The following is a 16695-nucleotide window of genomic DNA, read 5'->3' as shown; positions in this document are numbered from 1 at the left end:
CCAAGGAGCTGATGATGCGGTTAGCGTTTATCTCTGTGGGATTGGCCGCCCTGCTGGGTGGCTGCAGCAGCGGCCCGGCCGCGCCGACCCTGGAAGCGGGCACCATGGTGGTGCGCCCGGCGGCCAGCTGGCCTTTCGGGGCGACGCCGCGCTATGCGCTGGCCGAGCAGTTCCAGTATGCCGGCGACAGCGCCGAGGGCTGGCTGGAGCCGGTGCAACAGGCGGTCAATCAGGAGCTGGGGCGCAAGGGGTGGCAGAGCGTGCCCCTCGACGAGGCCGATGTCTGGGTCGCCATCGGGGTGGCCGGCAGCAAGGATCTGAGCGATGGCGAGATCTTCGCTCGCCTCGGCATGACCCCTGGGCTGCAGGCCAAGGCCGATGCCCGCAAGGGTACCCTGGCCATCGTGCTGCTCGACCGGCGCACCCAGCAGGCGGTGTGGAGCAGCGCCATCTCCCTGGCCAGCGACGTGGCCATCGCCGAAGGGGAGCGTCAGCAACTGAGCCAGCAACTGGCCGCCAAGATGCTCAACGCCCTGCCGCACTGACCCCCAATATGCAAAACGGCCTGCATTGAGCAGGCCGTTGTCATCACACCATGACGATCACTTGCGCTGGCAAGTCAGCAGGGTTACCCCTTTCTGGCTGAGGATGGCCTGCTTATCCTGATTCCAGAAGGTGGTCACCCCATCGGAATACTTGGCACCGGATTCCGCCTCGACCCGGCCCAGCTTGTGATAGACCCCGGCATAGGGGAACTGCACCATGTCGGCCTGGGCATCATAGGTCACGGCCAGCAACTCCTCACCGCACTGATACTGGCTGTACTGGTACTGGGTCGGTTGCGGCATGCTGCAGGCCGCCAGCCCCAGCAGGGGGAGTAACGCTATCATCTTTTTCATTGCACTTTCCTTATGTCATGGTGTTATTCGATCGGAAGAGCCACTGCTATCAGGCTTCAAGAATTTGATAACTATGGGTAATTTCTACCGCTTTTTCCAACATCAGGGAAACTGAACAATATTTTTCCATCGACAGATCCACCGCGCGGGCCACCTGCTTTTCGGCCAGCCCCTTGCCGGTCACCACGAAGTGGAGGTGGATCTTCTCGAATACCCGCGGCACCGAGTCAGCCCGCTCTCCGGCCAGCTCCACATGGCAGGCGGTCACGGATTGACGCGCCTTCTCCAGGATGGAGACCACGTCGATCGAGCTGCAACCGCCCACCGCCAGCAGGATCATCTCCATCGGGCTGGCACCTTCGCCGGGGTTGGCACCGTCCAGGATCACCTTGTGACCGGACTCACTCTCGCCCACAAACTGCATGCCTTCCACCCAGCTGACCTTGGCTTTCATTTCACATTTCCTCTTGATGACGACAGATCTGACTGACATAGCATACCGCAGACGACGCGACAGCGGCACATATCCGCCATTTTCACGAACTTCCTGACTAACTAGATCAAAATCAACATCTGATGCCCCCATCTTCCCTACAATGGCGAACGGAACGCAGCAGGGGTTGCAAGGGGAGCTGGCAAAAGCCCTCAAAGCCTTGTCAGCACAGACAAAGGCTCTTATCCTACTGCGACTAATACAAGGAATGGCAAGGTTGGCAGCTTGCCCGGACGCACGAGTCCATAAAAAGACACTACAGAGGAATTCTCATGGTCATTGGCAAACCGCAAAGCGATCCCACCCTGGAATGGTTCTTGTCGCACTGCCACATTCATAAGTATCCCGCCAAGAGCACCCTGATCCACGCGGGTGAGAAAGCGGAAACCCTCTACTACATCGTCAAGGGCACTGTGGCCGTCTTGATCAAGGACGATGAAGGCAAGGAGATGATCCTCTCCTATCTGAACCAGGGCGACTTCCTGGGCGAGATGGGGATGTTCGAGGAGAGCGAAAACCCGGAGCGTTCCGCTTGGGTGCGTGCCAAAGGTTCCTGTGAAGTGGCCGAGATCTCCTACAAGAAGTTCCGCCAGCTGATCCAGGTCAACCCGGAAATCCTGATGCGCCTCTCCGGCCAGATGGCGGCCCGCCTGCAGCACACCAGCCAGAAAGTCGGCAACCTCGCCTTCCTGGACGTGACCGGCCGGATCGCCCAGACCCTGCTGAACCTGGCCAAGCAGCCGGATGCCATGACCCACCCGGATGGCATGCAGATCAAGATCACCCGTCAGGAGATAGGCCAGATCGTCGGCTGCTCCCGCGAAACCGTCGGCCGGATCCTCAAGATGCTCGAAGAGCAGGAGCTGATCTCCGCCCACGGCAAGACCATAGTGGTGTTCGGCACTCGCTGATCCCCGCGACTGGCGGCCCCGCACTGGGTCGCCGGATAAAAAAGGCTGCCACGGCAGCCTTTTCTGATCGTCTCCCCTATAATCCCGAACGCCCCTGCCGTCATGGCCTTCGCCAAGAGAAATCCTATGCACCTGCAATGCCCTATCTGTCGCAGCCCGCTGCAACTTCATGAAGCCTCCCGCGGGGTCTACTGCGCCAACAAGCACCACTTCGATCCCGCGCCGGAAGGCTATCTGGATCTCATCCCCGGCAAGAAGAACCCCAAGGACAGCGACAGCCGTGCCCTGATGCGCGCCAAGCGCCACTTCCTCGAGCAGGGCCACCAGCTGCCGCTGGTCGAGGCGATGGCCAGCCTGCTTGCCCCCTCGAGCCGCGCGAGCTGATCCACCTGGGCTGTGGCGAGGGTTACTACTGCCGAACCCTGGCCGAGCGCCTGCCGGGCTGGCAATTTGCCGGCGTCGACATCGCCAAGAACACCATCTTCGCCGCCAACAAGGCGCAGCCGGACGCTCAGTTCATCATCGCCGATCCGGCCCGCGCCCCCATCCTGCCGGGCACGGCCCAGCTGCTGCTGGTCAACGATCTCAAGGTCAAGACCGAGCAGCTGGTCAGCTGGCTGGCACCGGGCGGCTACCTGCTCTACCTGCAACCCGGCCCCCGCCACCAGTGGCAGCTGAGGGTCAGCCTCAACCCGGTCAGCATGGAGCACCCGCTGAGCTGGCCGAGCCTGGCCGGCCTCAACCCCATGGGTCAGCTGCGCTGCCAGTTCAGCATGCAGATGGACCAGGGCCTGCGCAGCTTCATCCTGGAGACCAGCCGCCTCGGCTGGCGCGCCAGCGGTGAGCAGCGCCACGCCTTCAGCCATCAGGGACCGGACGAGCTGGAGCAGGATCTGCTGCTGAGCCTGTGGCAAAAGCCGCAGTAAGCATGTTTACCCCATGAAAAAGGCCCTGACGGGCCTTTTTTATTGCGCGGATATCCACCGTTACAGCTTGATCCAGGCATCGCTCCAGGCCGTGCCCTTGCCGGGCTCATAGGCCCAGGCCGCGCCGGCACACCAGCCGGTGTAGGGATGGGGCTTGCACTGATAATTGCCTCCCAGGTTGCTCACCTTGTCACCGGCCTTGTAAGCGGTACCCTCTTTGTAGGGCGGGTTGCCATCCGGCGGCGTGGTACCGCCGCTGCCCTTGATCAGGATCTCGTGGGTGACGCTGCGGCTCAGCCCCTTGTCGTCGGTCACCTTGAGCACGAAGCCGTAGCGGGTGTCGCTGGTCGGGGTCGGCGGCAGGATGGCGCTCAGGGTGGACTGTGTCAGATCCGAGGCGCTGGCGCCGGCAGGCAGGGTCCAGGCGTAGCTGAGGGGCTTGCCTTCCGGATCGCTCGAGCCCTGGCCGGAGAGCAGCACGGTGGCGCCGCCCAGCGCCTCGCTCGGGCCGCTGATGCTGGCCACCGGCGGCAGGTTGGTGCCACCGCCGTTGTCCTCGATCACCACCTCGGGGAAGAAGTGCTGCACGCAGCGGCTGTAGTCACGCTCCTTGAACGCGCTGAAGCGGGTCTGGTAGCCCACCAGCTTGCAGGCGTAGCTCTTGCCACCGTTGGGGTTGCCCGGCACATAGCTCCAGTCGTTCTCCCAGTAGATGGGCAGGGCACCGGCGCCGGCCTCGTCAAAGACCTTCATGTTCTTGCAACCGAGCACCTCGTCGGCAGGCACCGGCACGCCCAGATACTGGGCCTGGGCCTGGTAGTAGGTGATCCGGTTCTGGGACTGGGCATGCTCGGCCGCACCGCCGCACTCCACCCCGCCGTTGATGATCTGGGTGGTCACCCCGAAGCCCGGCACCAGGCCGTTCTGCCGGTCGTGGGCGTTGGGCTGCCAGGTACCGTCGATCACGTGCAGCATGGAGGGCTTGGGCGGCTGTGGATAGACGAAGAAGAACACGGCGCTGGCCAGGTTGAGCCAGGTGTCCGCCACTTTCTCCGGGTTGTCCAGCAGGGTGCGCACAGTGCCGAACATGGCCTCGGAGAAGGGGCCGTAGTTGTAGTTGTACGACAGCTGCTTGGCGCCACGACCGAAGTAGCTCTTGAACTCGCCGTTGTCGAACTTGCCGCACGGCCACTGCTGACCCTGCCACACATCCGGCCGGCACTCGGCGTTGTAGCCGCCGCGCATCTGCTCGGTCCAGCCCATCTCCCGTACCCACACCAGCCCCTGACGCCACTCGGGCTCGGGGCGCCAGCTCTCGTGGCCGCCGGTCTCCTGGGCGAAGTGGGCGAACATGGTGGCCAGCGACTTGCGGCAGATGGCCTCGGCGTTGCGCCCGTCGCTGTAGTCGCCGCAGAAGGCCGGGAACTTGGCCACCGCCTGCAGGAAACCGCGATAGGTGTACTCCGGTGCCCGCAGCGGGAACAGGAAGTTGAACTGCGACTCGCTGAGCAGCCCCTCCACCCGCTTGACGTTGGCGGGGTTGAGCGGCAGGCCGGGGGCCACCGCCTCGACCACGGCATTGTCGCGGGTGGCGATGGAGGCCTTGACCGCCGTCATGGCCGGGAAGTCGGTGAGCGCATGCTCCTTGGCATCCAGCTCGCTCTGGCTCAGGTAGACGGTGCTGCCGTCAGCGGCGCCGCTGCCTCCCTGCGCGGGCGGGGCTATGCCCTCCCCGTCACCGGGTGGCGTCGCTTCACCCGCTCCCAGCAGGGCCCACGGAGAATCCCACTCGTTGGCGACCTGCACGCCCGGGCTCTGGCCCGGATTGGCATACCACTTGGCCTCGTAGATCTGGCCGTTGAAACTGACCTGGCTGCCGCCGCCATAGCCCTGATTGATGTCATAGGCGCTGGCGGCCCACAGCTGACCGCTCAGACAGAGCCCGGCCAGCAGGGTGGCCACAGAGGACTTTCTTGTCATCATATTTACCTCTTGCTTGATGAAAGGCGGGGCTTGGCCCCCGCCAGTGGCACCTCACATTGCGCGAGGAGAAAGGAGAAAAACACTCAGCGCGCCGCCAGCGGCATGCCGTTGACCGTGTAGCCAAGCCCGGCCGGGGCCGGGGCAAGCTGGGCCTCGGCCTGTGACTGGTTGCGGCACAGCACGCTGGCGCTGCGCGGTTCACTCGCGCTCGGCACGTTGACGTGGAACTTGTTCATCACGCTGGCGCTCAGCCGGTGATTGGCCAGCTTGAAGCGCAGCAGGCCGTCGCGGGTCTCCACCTGCAGCTGGCAGTCACTGTTGCCGAGCCGCTCGCCGTCATCGCCATAGGCAAAGCCGTAGGCGCCGTGCAGGGCCGGATAGAGGTAGCTCGGCAGCTGCCCCTGCGGATCGTAGTAACCGACCAGGGTGGTCACCGGCACACCGAAGGCAGCGGGCTTGCGATCAGCCGCCAGATCCGTCGGCGCGCCCTCGTTCCAGCGGCTGCCGTCGGAGCGGTAGCTCTTCTTGAAGCCGCGCGAGACGGTGATCTGCTGACCGTTGATGAAAAGGGTGCTGTTGTAGCCGGCGTTGTGGTCGATGCTGACGATGCGGCCGCGATTGACCGCCGAGGCGGCCGGCAGCTGGATGTTGCGGGTCCAGTTGCCATCCCACATGGCCACCTTGACCAGATCGTACTCGTCCAGCAGGGCAGCCAGCTTGACCTCTCCCAGATCGCTCACCGGCGCGGTGATCTGCTCGGCGAGGTCGACCCGGTGGCGGTAGGGCTCCATCCTGGCCTGGCTTTCATTCCACTTGCTGAAGCCGGTGGGGGACGCTGCATCGAACACCGCCTTGCTCTCGAGGAAGCGCTGGATGATGGCGGCCGAGTTGGGTGTGTAGAGGGTGAAGCGGTTGAAGCCGGAGAGCGGCTCACCGCCGGCCATGGCGTCGAAACCGAACTTGCGGCCGTCAAACGGCGCCTGGCACTGACCGTCGAGGCAGGCGCTCTGGCCGCTGCGGCTCGCAAAGAAGTTGGGGATGAAGCGGTTCTTGTCGCCATCCCAGCCCCAGGTGGCATTGATCTGATCGGCGCTGCGGTGCACCGAGCCGGCAAAGCCGCCCACGTAGTGGCCAAGGCCGTAGTTGTGGCCCACCTCGTGGCTGAACTCGTTGCCAAGGGAAGCGTCTAGGGTGACGATGCCGCCCCCGCCGGAGCCGCCATGCACCTGCACCCCGTTGGCGTACTTGCCGCGGCTGTTGTGGGCCGCCAGCTGAGCCACCACGTAGGGATGGCTGTTCTCCCCCTCCCCGGCGGTGCTGTTGATGCCGTAGTTGGCATTGTCGATACCAAGGGAGATGAGCTCCTTGCCGATGCGCTGACGCATGGTACCGCCGTGCCAGCCCCCCTCGCTCGGATCAAAGTCGGTGAGCAGGGTGCCATCCGGCAGCATCACCTCCGGCAGCGACAGCGGCGCATACTGGCTGACGATGAGGCGGCTGGCGGGAATGGTCTGGAAATACTCCCGCTGGGCTTCTTTATCTTTGGCAAAGGCGAACTGGTCGCGCGGGCTGGTCAGCATGCCGATGTCGATGGTGTGAATCAGCAGCTCCCCCGGCGCCCCCACCTTGAGGTCGTTCAGCTCGCCGCTCAGATCCCCCTGGCTCAGTCGCAGGATGAGGCCGGGCATGATCCACTCGGCCGGCAGCACGGCGCTCCAGGCATCGCTGGAATAGGTAATGCCGTTGTTTTCCAGCTCGCCATCGCGGATCCACTGACCACGCACGAACTTGAACTGCTGGCTCTGGCCGCGGGAGATTGTTACCTGGCGGCCACTGAAGTAGACGGTGGAGTTGTAGCCGGCATTGGAGGCGAGGCGCACCATCTTGCCCTCCAGGCTCGCGTCGCGCGGCAGGTGGATGTCGCGCACCCAGCGGCCGTCGGCGGTCTGGATGGTGACCAGGGCATGGGGCTGCAGCTTGCCGAGCAGGAAGGCACCGCTCGGATCGCTCAGCCTGGCCAGCTCGCTGCTGCTGTTGATGACGGCACTGGTGCCGGGGCCCGGGGTGAAGTCGACCCCCTCCTCCGGCGTTCCTTCCAGGTAGTAGGCGGTCTTGGGCAGGCGGGAGGGGGGATCCAGCGTGAGGCTGCCGAGCAGCTTGCCGGCGCCGTCGCGGGCCTCGAGCGCCAGCGGCGCCTGGTTGCCGGCCTGCAGCGGGCGTACCAGCAGCAGGCTCTTGCGCAGGGCGGTGAGGCAGGGCTGGTTGTCCCCCTCCCGCGGGTGGGCGGGCAGGATCTGGCTCTGGGCAAACTGGATGCCGGCCAGCAGCGACCCCTGCAGATCGTTCTGCGGCCGGGTGGCGTCAAAGACCAGCGGGGTGGGTGGCTGAACGGCGGCCAGCAGCGGGCCGCTTGCCAGGGCTGCGCCGATCAGGCAGGCAAGACGTGTGGTGCATGTGGTCATGGTGGTGCTCTTTGTTGTTATGGGGAAAAAAGGGGGCATGCCTGGCATGCCCCTATGGGTTTGACGGTGGGGTTATTTGCAGCTGGCGGCGCCGATGTCCTGCCAGACGTCGTGCTTGCCGGGCTCGTTGCCGCGGGTCCAGTACAGGGCCTTCCACTGGCGACCGTTGTGGGTGGTCACGTCACCGGCGTTGTAGGCGACACTGGCATCCCAGCCCAGCTGCACCTGGCTTATCAGCTTCCACTGATCGGCGGTGCGGCTCGGTTCGTTGCCCTGGGTCCAGTACTTGGCCTGCCACACCAGCTGGTTGTGGCTCACCTTCTCGCCACCGTTGTAGGTGATCGAGGCCTTCCAGGCCGGCCAGTTGGCGGCATCCGGATCGGTGGCATTGCAGTCGCCGCCACCGCTGACCGGGGTCACGGTGAGGCGGGTCTTGCCTTGGGCATCCAGTGCGCCGTCGGTCACGGTGACGGTGAGGTCATAACCGGTCTCCACGGTGACGCTGGGGCCCGTCACCACCAGGGTCTTGCTGTTCTGACCGCTGGCGGTGAGCCCGGCCGGCACGCTCCACTGATAGCTCAGGGTGTCGCCGTTGGGGTCGGTGGCGCTGGCGGTGATGCTCACCTGCTTGCCGGCCTGCACCGAGACCTTGTCCTGCACCGTGACGACCGGCGGCAGGTTGGGTTGCGGCGCCTTGTTGGTCACCACCACCTGATCCTTGGCGCTGAGGTTGTGGTCATCGGTCACCGTCAGCTCGAACACCAGATTGACGTCCTGGCTCACCGCATCGACGCTCACCTTGGCCTTGGCCTGGGTGGCATCGCTCAGGGTCGCCTTGGGACCGGAGATCTGAGCCCAGCTGTAGCTCAGCACCGCCCCTTCCGGATCGCGGGAGGAGGAACCATCCAGCACCAGCTGGGCCGGGCCGGTCACCGCGAGATCGGTGCCGGCGTTGGCCACCGGCGGCTTGTTGACCGGCGGTGTGCTGTCGCCGTGGCCCAGCCCCTCGTGCATGGCGTTGAGAATGTCGCCGTTGTCGGCGTCGATTTCCCAGGCGAACATGCCGCCGAGCTGGTTGGCCAGCACGTACTGCCCCTTGGCCTTGACCGAGCGCTCGTCATCGAAGGTGATGAGCTCGCCGGTGGAAGCCTTGAACACGGACGGTGCCTCGGCCACTTCGTCATAACTGTACTGCCAGTCGCCGGCCATCTTGCCCTTGGCGATGCCGCGGTAGTCGATGACCCCCTTCTCCCAGATCCCTTCCGCTTCGGTTCCCGCAATCGGGCCGGTGGCGGTGCCGGTGAAGGGGTTGTTGCCCTGATACCCGCTGACGCCGGTCCAGCCGCGACCATACATGGCGGCACCCACCACCACCTTGCCCGGCTCGACGCCCTGACCCAGCAGCGCCTTGACCCCCTTGTCGGTGGTGTACTTGGTGTTGGGATCCCAGCTCGACTCGTAGAGCGCGGTCTGGTGACCCAGCCCGGTGTTGGTCCAGGCGCCGTTGAAGTCATAGCTCATCAGGAAGATGTGATTCATGTATTGCTGGGCGGCGCGATAGTCCACCTTGGCAATCTTGTCACCGCCGGCGCTGATGGCGGAGGTGAGCTCGTAGGTGCGGCCCGTCTCTGCGCTCAGCTCGTCGAGCATGGCGCGCAGCTCCTTCATCAGCAGCACGTAGGTTTCGCCGTCGGAGGCGCTGCCGAGGTTGGGGTTGGCCCCGAGGCCCCCCGGGAATTCCCAGTCGATGTCCACCCCGTCGAAGAATTTCCAGGTCTGCAGATACTCCTTCACCGAGGCGACGAAGGTGTCGCGCTTGGTCTTGTCACCGAAGAAGAAGAAGGGGTCGGAGAGGGTCCAGCCACCGATGGAGGGGAGGATCTTCAGGTCCGGATAGGCCTTCTTGAGCGCCATCAGGTTGCCGAAGTTGCCCTTGTAGGGTTCGTCATAGGCGGTGAGATTGCCCTGCCCCATCTGGATGGCAGCCCAGGGATCGTGGATGGAGACCTTGAAGTCCTCGCGGCCGGCACAGGAGCGCTGCAGCGCCTCGAAGCTGCCGGAGATCTCTTTCAGGCTGTCGTTGATGCCGTTGCCACCGCAGATCGGGGTGAAGCCGTAGAGGATGTGGGTCAGGTTCTGGGCCGGGATCTTGTCCACGGTGAACTTGCGACCATAGACCCCCCACTCCACGTAGTAGGCCCCCATCACCTTGCCGGTCTTGTTGACATAGGGCTTGTTGTTCTCCTTGAGCGGCGCCTTGAGCGGCAGCAGGTGGCTGCCGTCGGTGTCGGCCACCAGGATCTCTTTCTTGTCGGAGAGGGTGCAGCCGTCGGCGTTGCACAGCGCCACCTGCATCTGGTAGCGGCCCCCCTTGGTGACCTTGAAGTTGGCGGTGCCGGAGGCGGACGCGGCACCAGACCACACCTCCTTGCCGTCGAGCAGTACCTTGGCGGTCTGGCCGACATCACCGGACCAGAGGTTCCAGCTCACGCTGACCGGCGCGCCATCGGCGTGCACCTTGACCAGCTTGTTGTAGGAGGTGGCGGCTTGATCCACTTCGACGATGGCGAACTTGGTTTCGCCCCAGCCGATGGTGGGTTTGCCGGGGGCGGCAGCGAAGGCGGAGGAGGCGCACAGACCCCCGACCAACAACGCCAGTACGGAGGGTTTTGGACTTAACATAGTTGAATATCCTTATTTCGTTCTTGGAATAGATAACGAAAAAGGCAACGCAACCTGACAGGTAACGCAGACAACATCGCACCATGGCTTGGCCCATGGACGAAACAACCTGTGGTGGCCCCGCTATCTTAGGTACTGCTGACCCTTAGACCGGAAGCTTTGCGTCCCGGACTTTCATCCGGTTTGCCTTTTGCACAACTTGATTTGCGACAAAAATAATCGCGACCTGACTATAAGGGAGTCAAAGGAGGGAGGGCAAACCCCCGAGCGGTTATTAATAAACCACTTTTTATCGAAAATGAGCCTCAAACGAGAAGAAAAGGCACTTTTTTGTGTCAGAAAGTGCCGATCTTGCTGGCTGGGAGCCGTCGATTAAAATTCGGACGAATTCCCGGTTTCGTGATCATCATCAAGTTTGGCCGGCCGCAAGATGCTGTTCATCAGCGCTCGCAGCTTGAGCGGCTTGACCGGTTTGCTGATGTAGCCGTAGCCGTGTTCGCGGATCTGCGCCTGCAGCTCGCTCTTGCGATCCGCACTGATGATGATGCCGCCGATGTCGTTGCCGTGGGCGAGACGCAGCATGTGCAGCGCCTGCAGTCCGGTCTTGCCGTCGTCCAGATGGTAATCGGACAGCACCAGCTGCGGCAGGAAGCCGCCGGCGATGAGATCCTCCGCCTGGGCCAGGCTCTGGGCACAGACCACCTCGCAGCCCCAGCGCCCCAGCAGGGAGTGCATGGCGATCAGGATGTCGCTCTCGTTGTCGATGCAGAGCACCCGGATCCCCTCCAGCTGGCTGTCGCGCTGGGTGGGGGCCGCCACCTGCGTCGTTGCGACAGGACGGGTCGCCAGGTTGAGGGTGATGGCAAACACCGAGCCCGCCCCCGGCCAGCTGTGCAGGGTCAGGTTGTGGCCGAGCACCAGGGCGATGCCACGGGCGATGGCAAGGCCGAGCCCCAGCCCTTGCTCTCGCGCGGTGCGGGAGTGATCGAGGCGGGAGAACTCGTCGAAGATCGCCTCCTGCTTGTCGGCCGGAATGCCGGGGCCGTTGTCCCACACCTCGATGCGCACCTTGTCGCCGAGCCGGCGACAGCCGAGCAGCACCCGCCCGCCCGGGTTGTAGCGAAAGGCGTTGGTGAGGAAGTTTTGCAGCACCCGCCGCAGCAGGCGCACGTCGCTGTAGACCGCCACACCGCTCTCCACCACCGAGAACTGGATCCCCCCCGCCTGCGCCAGCACCCCGAACTCCGCCTTGAGGTTGTCGAACACGTCGCGCAGGGCGAAATCCAGCTTCTTGGCCTTGAACTTGCCCGCTTCGAGCCGCGAGATGTCGAGCAGATCGGTGATGAGATCCTCGGTCGCCCCCAGCGCGTCGTCGATGTGGCGGGCGATGCGGGCCGGCTCGTCCGCCGGCGGCAGCATCTCCAGCAGGGAGGAGGTAAACAGCTTGGCGGCGTTGAGCGGCTGGGTCAGGTCGTGGCTCACCGCCGCCAGGAAGCGGCTCTTGGAGTGGTTGGCCCGCTCCACCTGCTGGTTCACCAGCAGCAGCTGGCGGTTGAGCTCGGAGAGCTCGTGGGTACGCTCGGCCACCCGCGCCTCCAGGTGTTCGTTGGCCTCCCGCAGCACCCGCTCGGCGTCACGAAACGGGGTGATGTCGGTAAAGGTCATCACGAAACCGCCCGCCGGCATGGGGTTGCCCTGCATCTCGATCACCCGGCCATCGGGGCGCTCACGCGCCGAGATATGCTGGCTGCCGCGCTGCATGAAGGCGACCCGCCGCGCCACGTGAGCCTCGACATCGCCGGGGCCGCACAGCCCCTGCTCGGCGTTGTAGCGGATGATCTCCTCGATGGGGCGGCCCACCTGGATGAGGCCGGGCGGATAGTGGAACAGCTCGATGTAGCGCCGGTTCCAGGCCACCAGCTTGAGCTCCCGGTCCACCACCGAGATCCCCTGCCCCATGTGTTCGATGGCTCCCTGCAGCAGGCCGCGGTTGAAGCGAAACACGTCGGAGGCCTCGTCCACTATGGTGGCGATCTCCTCGAGCTGCATGTTGCGCCCCTGCAGGGCCGAGGCCAGTACCAGGCGGGCGGACGAGGTGCCGAACACCCCGGCCAGCAGCCGCTCGGTGTGGGCAATCAGCTCGGCGGAGGCCTGCATCTGGGGCGCCAGGGTGCCGCCCCGCTCGCCGGCGAAGCGACCAAAGGCGCGCTTGACCCGGCTCGAGCCGACGAAGCGGGCCGCCAGCATCTCCAGCTCCTTGACCGAGACCCGCGCCTGATAGAGCGCCGTGGTGTCGCGGCTCGGCTTGCCGACGAAGTTGGCCGCCTGCAGCCGCTCGCTCACCGCCGCCTGCGACAGCAGGGAGCCCGCCACATAGCCGATGAGGTTGAGCAACAGGCTCAGGAAGATGCACCAGGCCCCCAGGCTGAGATCGCGAAACGCGGGCCAGTCCGGCGGTGCCAGCAGGGCCGCCAGCGGCGAGCCGGCCAGCAGGCCGCTCTCCGCCAGCAGGGTGGCGAACCAGAGGCTGACCCCGAGGGCGAGACCGAGGTAGACCCCCTTGCGATTGCCGTGCCGCCAGTAGAGGCCGAGCAGCAGCGCCGGCGCGAACTGGGCCACGGCGCCGAACGACAGGTAGCCGATGCGCGACAGGCTGGTGAGATCCCCGAGCCAGAGGTAGAGCCCCCAGGCCGCCAGCAGGATCAGCAGGATGGCGCCGCGGCGCACCTGCAGCAGCAGGCGCACCAGCCGCTCGTCGCGCCCCTGCTGCCAGAAGCGGCGCAGCAGCACCGGCAGCACCAGATCGTTGCTGACCATGATGGCCAGCGCTATGGTGCAGACGATCACCATGCCGGTGGCCGCCGAGGTGCCGCCAAGAAACGCCAGCAGCGCCATGCCGTCGAAACCGAGCGACATGGGCAGGCTGATCACATAGGTATCCGAGGCCATGCCGGCCCCCACCCACTGCTTGCCCGCCAGCGCCAGCGGCCAGATGAAGAGCCCCATCACGAACAGGTAAAGCGGAAACAGCCAGCGCGCCCAGTGCAGATCCTGGCCCTGGTTGTTCTCCACCACGGTCACGTGAAACTGGCGCGGCAGGCAGATGACGGCGCACATGGCGACCAGGGTGTAGATGGCAAGCTCCAGCAGACTGCCCGGCGTTACCGCCACCACCGCATCGAGAAAGTCGCTGGCCACCAGGGTGCGGGCCTGGCTCGGCTTGCTGAGGATAAGCCAGAGCGCAAAGCCCCCCACCGCCATGAAGGCGAGCAGCTTGACCACGGATTCGAAGGCGATGGCCACCACCATGCCGCGGTGGTGCTCGGTGGCGTCCAGATGGCGGGTGCCGAACAGGATGCTGAACAGCGCCAGCAGCAGGGCCACGCCGAGGGCCAGCCCGGCGGTATTGCCGGTGGGGCCGGCAGGTACAGAGTTGGCCATCAGCAGATCCAGCCCGGTGACGATGGCTTTCAGCTGCAACACCAGGTACGGCAGTATGCCCATGATGGCGATCAGCGCGATCACCATGGCCAGGCGCTGGGACTTGCCGTAACGGGCGGCGATGAAGTCGGCGATGGAGGTGATGTGCTCGCGCTTGGCCACCAGGATGAGGCGGGCCAGCAAGCGCCAGCCGAACAGGAACACCAGCATGGGGCCCAGATAGATGGGTACTGGTGACCAGGGCGACTCGCTGGCCTGGCCCACCGTGCCGAAGAAGGTCCAGGAGGTGCAGTAGACCGCCAGCGACAGGCTGTAGAGCAGGGGCTGCCCCTTTAAACGGCGACGTTTGTTCTTGTCCGCCACGTAGGCGATCAGAAACAGCAGCCCCAGATAGGAGAGCGACAATCCGATCAGCAACCATCCCTGGTGCATCTGTAACCTCTTGTCCGTGTTGAAGATTCAAGCGCAGCAGCAGCCAGTCTAGAGAGCCGCCCGAAAAATGTCATCTTCTTATTGCAGCGAGAATTTATCGTTTTTCAATAAAAAATGGTTGAATAAATATCGAAAAACGATAAACATCTGGCTGTGTTTATTGATAAACAATAATTCGGTGCTGCGCGTGGCCCACCCTTTCACTCCAAGAGGTAAGCGATGAAACACAACAAGCTCGAACGCATGAGCAACCTGATCGAATGGATCCTGCTGTTCGCCCTGCTGGCCACCCCGCTCATGACGGTCATGGGGGTCTGGTCCCAGCTGCTCGGCGGCAGCGACTACCTGCAGCAGGAGCTGATCGACGCACTGGCGGTGCAAGACAGTTCGGTGCTCAACCATGTCCCCCTGACCATGGCACAGCCGGCGCTGGCCAGCACGGCGCCCTCGATTGCCGACTACCCCCTCAGCCTGGGCACCCGTCTGCTGGGCACCCTGGTGATGCTGCTGCCGGATCTGGTGTTCATGCTGATGCTGTGGCAGCTGCTCCAACTGTTTCGCGGCTATCGGCAGGCCATGCTGTTCACCTTCAGCCAGATCCGCCGCTACCAGTTGATCGGCCTGCTGCTCTGTGTCAGTTTCGTCACCAAAATCATCACCACCCCGCTGCTGGACCTAGTGCTCACCCTGCCGGGCCCCGAGCTGCACGGCCAGATCAACATAGGTTCATCGGACTTCCAGTTGCTGCTGGCTGGGCTTATCGTGTCGGCGCTGGCGCTGGTGATGCGCGAGGCCAAGCGGCTGGCCGATGAACAACAACTGACGGTGTGAGGAACCCATGCCCATCATCATCCGACTCGATGCCCTGCTGGCCGAACGCAAAATGACTGCCCGCGAGCTGGCCCTGCGGGTCAACATCACCGAGGCCAACCTCTCCATCCTGAAAAACGGCCATGCCAAAGCGGTTCGCTTCTCCACCCTGGAGGCGATCTGCCGCGAACTGGGCTGCCAGCCCGGGGATCTGCTGGCCTTTGAGCAGGAGTCCTGAGCCTGCCGGCACGGCCTGCGTGCCAGCCGTCACCATGCAACAAGGGGAGCCGAGGCTCCCCTTTTTCTTTGCTGATCAATGTGGTCGCGAACCGGACAGGGCCCATCAGGCGGCCTTCAGCTCGCCCTCCCGCAGGCGCAGCACGAACACCGGCAGCACCACCAGCACCATCAGGAAGAAGATGCCGCCCCCCAGCGGTTCGAACAGCAGGCCGCACAGGGTCATCAGGGCGGCCACCGTCATGCCGAGCCCCAGCGCAGCATAGAGCGCCTGGGTCGGGATCAGCTGCTCTGCCGGCAGCTGACGGGTCATGAAGCGCACGGCACCGAGGTGGCTGACGCAGAAGGTGACCGCATGCAGCAGCTGACCCGCCACCAGCACCAGCAGCTCGGTGGAGGCACCGAGCAGGATCCAGCGCACCACGCAGCCCAGCGCCCCCACCAGAAACAGGGTCTGGGCGCCGAAGCGGTTGAGAAAGCGCTTGTCGGCGGCAAACATGCCGATCTCCGCCACCACCCCCAGCGCCCACAGATAACCTATGGTGGTGCCGCTGTAGCCCGCAGCCTTCCAGTGCATGGCACTGAAGCCGTAATAGGCGGCGTGGCTGCCCTGCAGCAGGGCCGAGATCAGCAGAAAACGGCGCACCTGGGGGGACTTGAGAGTATCGAGCAGGGAGGCCTTGGCCCGTTCGCCCTGAATGTCCTGCGGCGCCGGGTGCAGCGGCAGCCAGCTCAGCAGCAGCATCAGCAGCAGCCCGGCCACCATGGTGTGCAGTATCCAGTCGCTGCCAAAATTCCCCACCAGCGCCCCCACCAGGGTCGAGGCGACGATAAAGGCGAACGAGCCGCACAAGCGCACCTTGCCGTAGTCGAGGTGTGCCTGCACCACCATGCGGGTGGCCAGCGCCTCCCCCACCGGCATCAGGGTCGGGTAGATGAAGTTCGCCACCAGGGTCAGCCCCACCAGCCACCAGAGGTTGTGGCTGAGGTAAAAGCCGAGGAAGGCCAGCAGACTGAGCAGGCAGAGCAGGCGGGTGACCGGCAGCAGGTGCCCCGCCCCCTTGATCTGCCCCATCACCATCAGATTGCCGGCAAAGCGGATCGCCATGCCCGCGCCGAGCAGCAGACCGATCATCTCGGCGCTGACCCCGATCCCCTCCAGCCAGAGCGACCAGAACGGTAGATAGGCACCGTAGACGAAGTAGAAAGCGCCAAAAAACAGGGCTAACCAGGAGAAGGCGGGCATAGATCCTCGACACTGAGAAACGGGGGCACAAATGATAACCGATTTGTCGGTGGGGATCCTGCGATCCCGGGTGGGAAGCCGCTCAGATAATAATGAAAAACATCAATAAAATTGAACTATTGCCACAAGGCCGGTGTCTATTGAGTAACACCTCCTCCTGGTTAGTGTTGCAA

General features: G+C 64.3%; 11 protein-coding genes, 1 pseudogene and 1 riboswitch. Of the genes and pseudogenes, 5 read left to right on the top strand and 7 right to left on the bottom strand.

Translation table 11 applies throughout. The features are described from left to right. The first annotated feature begins 14 nt into the window (after window positions 1-14). On the top strand, window positions 15-545 hold the full coding sequence (locus E5E97_RS09415; protein WP_011704919.1) for a DUF4136 domain-containing protein: 531 nt from the start codon (window positions 15-17) through the stop codon (window positions 543-545). A gap of 57 nt (window positions 546-602) precedes the next feature. On the opposite strand, the gene E5E97_RS09410 is transcribed toward E5E97_RS09415, so the two are convergent. Next, entirely contained in the window at window positions 603-899 is a 297-nt protein-coding gene (locus E5E97_RS09410; RefSeq protein WP_118881794.1) for an MliC family protein, read from the bottom strand. A 49-nt stretch (window positions 900-948) separates the two neighbouring features. Continuing rightward, entirely contained in the window at window positions 949-1353 is a 405-nt protein-coding gene (locus E5E97_RS09405; protein WP_016349708.1) for an OsmC family protein, read from the bottom strand. 311 nt (window positions 1354-1664) lie between these two features. On the opposite strand from E5E97_RS09405, the gene crp reads away from it, so the two are divergent. Beyond that, complete coding sequence (gene crp, locus E5E97_RS09400; RefSeq protein ID WP_011704916.1) at window positions 1665-2303, top strand: cAMP-activated global transcriptional regulator CRP; 639 nt, start codon at window positions 1665-1667, stop codon at window positions 2301-2303. 126 nt (window positions 2304-2429) lie between these two features. Next, window positions 2430-3229 (top strand): annotated as a pseudogene (locus E5E97_RS09395) (putative RNA methyltransferase). 60 nt (window positions 3230-3289) lie between these two features. On the opposite strand, the gene E5E97_RS09390 reads toward E5E97_RS09395, so the two are convergent. From E5E97_RS09390 to E5E97_RS09375, 4 genes are all read right to left on the bottom strand, one after another. After that, a complete protein-coding gene (locus E5E97_RS09390) occupies window positions 3290-5212 on the bottom strand; it encodes a glycoside hydrolase family 19 protein (protein WP_238427612.1) in 1923 nt (640 codons plus the stop codon). A gap of 83 nt (window positions 5213-5295) precedes the next feature. After that, window positions 5296-7674, bottom strand: coding sequence for a M66 family metalloprotease (locus E5E97_RS09385; RefSeq protein WP_171280200.1), 2379 nt, complete (start codon window positions 7672-7674; stop codon window positions 5296-5298). 72 nt (window positions 7675-7746) lie between these two features. Further along, a complete protein-coding gene (locus tag E5E97_RS09380; protein ID WP_118881798.1) occupies window positions 7747-10356 on the bottom strand; it encodes a glycosyl hydrolase family 18 protein in 2610 nt (869 codons plus the stop codon). Between the two features lie 110 nt (window positions 10357-10466). Further along, a riboswitch (cyclic di-GMP riboswitch) is annotated at window positions 10467-10554 on the bottom strand. Window positions 10555-10728: 174 nt separating this feature from the next. Continuing rightward, window positions 10729-14229 (bottom strand): PAS domain-containing hybrid sensor histidine kinase/response regulator, encoded by a 3501-nt coding sequence (locus E5E97_RS09375; protein ID WP_171280199.1) that lies wholly within the window; start codon window positions 14227-14229, stop codon window positions 10729-10731. Window positions 14230-14448: 219 nt separating this feature from the next. Here E5E97_RS09375 and E5E97_RS09370 point away from each other — a divergent pair, with 219 nt between their 5' ends. Continuing rightward, window positions 14449-15060 (top strand): DUF2975 domain-containing protein, encoded by a 612-nt coding sequence (locus E5E97_RS09370; RefSeq protein ID WP_016349702.1) that lies wholly within the window; start codon window positions 14449-14451, stop codon window positions 15058-15060. A 7-nt stretch (window positions 15061-15067) separates the two neighbouring features. Further along, window positions 15068-15277: a helix-turn-helix transcriptional regulator gene (locus E5E97_RS09365; RefSeq protein ID WP_011704909.1), complete on the top strand. Its 210-nt coding sequence runs from the start codon at window positions 15068-15070 to the stop codon at window positions 15275-15277. A 105-nt stretch (window positions 15278-15382) separates the two neighbouring features. Here the strand turns inward: E5E97_RS09365 and E5E97_RS09360 are convergent, their stop codons facing one another. Further along, window positions 15383-16522 carry a 3-phenylpropionate MFS transporter gene (locus E5E97_RS09360; RefSeq protein ID WP_011704908.1) on the bottom strand — a complete coding sequence of 380 codons (1140 nt, stop codon included), beginning with the start codon at window positions 16520-16522 and terminating at the stop codon, window positions 15383-15385. Between the last annotated feature and the right edge of the window lie 173 nt (window positions 16523-16695).

Source organism: Aeromonas sp. 2692-1 (assembly GCF_013085505.1).
Taxonomy (GTDB): Bacteria; Pseudomonadota; Gammaproteobacteria; order Enterobacterales; family Aeromonadaceae; genus Aeromonas; species Aeromonas hydrophila.
This window is presented reverse-complemented; position numbering and strand designations above follow the sequence as displayed.

Coding starts and splice junctions, on each gene's coding strand:
- E5E97_RS09405 (WP_016349708.1), bottom strand. CDS start 1,353: ATGAAAGCCAAGGTCAGCTGGGTGGAAGGCATGCAGTTTGTGGGCGAG.
- crp (WP_011704916.1), top strand. CDS start 1,665: ATGGTCATTGGCAAACCGCAAAGCGATCCCACCCTGGAATGGTTCTTG.
- E5E97_RS09375 (WP_171280199.1), bottom strand. CDS start 14,229: ATGCACCAGGGATGGTTGCTGATCGGATTGTCGCTCTCCTATCTGGGG.
- E5E97_RS09415 (WP_011704919.1), top strand. CDS start 15: ATGCGGTTAGCGTTTATCTCTGTGGGATTGGCCGCCCTGCTGGGTGGC.
- E5E97_RS09365 (WP_011704909.1), top strand. CDS start 15,068: ATGCCCATCATCATCCGACTCGATGCCCTGCTGGCCGAACGCAAAATG.
- E5E97_RS09360 (WP_011704908.1), bottom strand. CDS start 16,522: ATGCCCGCCTTCTCCTGGTTAGCCCTGTTTTTTGGCGCTTTCTACTTC.
- E5E97_RS09385 (WP_171280200.1), bottom strand. CDS start 7,674: ATGACCACATGCACCACACGTCTTGCCTGCCTGATCGGCGCAGCCCTG.
- E5E97_RS09390 (WP_238427612.1), bottom strand. CDS start 5,212: ATGATGACAAGAAAGTCCTCTGTGGCCACCCTGCTGGCCGGGCTCTGT.
- E5E97_RS09410 (WP_118881794.1), bottom strand. CDS start 899: ATGAAAAAGATGATAGCGTTACTCCCCCTGCTGGGGCTGGCGGCCTGC.
- E5E97_RS09370 (WP_016349702.1), top strand. CDS start 14,449: ATGAAACACAACAAGCTCGAACGCATGAGCAACCTGATCGAATGGATC.
- E5E97_RS09380 (WP_118881798.1), bottom strand. CDS start 10,356: ATGTTAAGTCCAAAACCCTCCGTACTGGCGTTGTTGGTCGGGGGTCTG.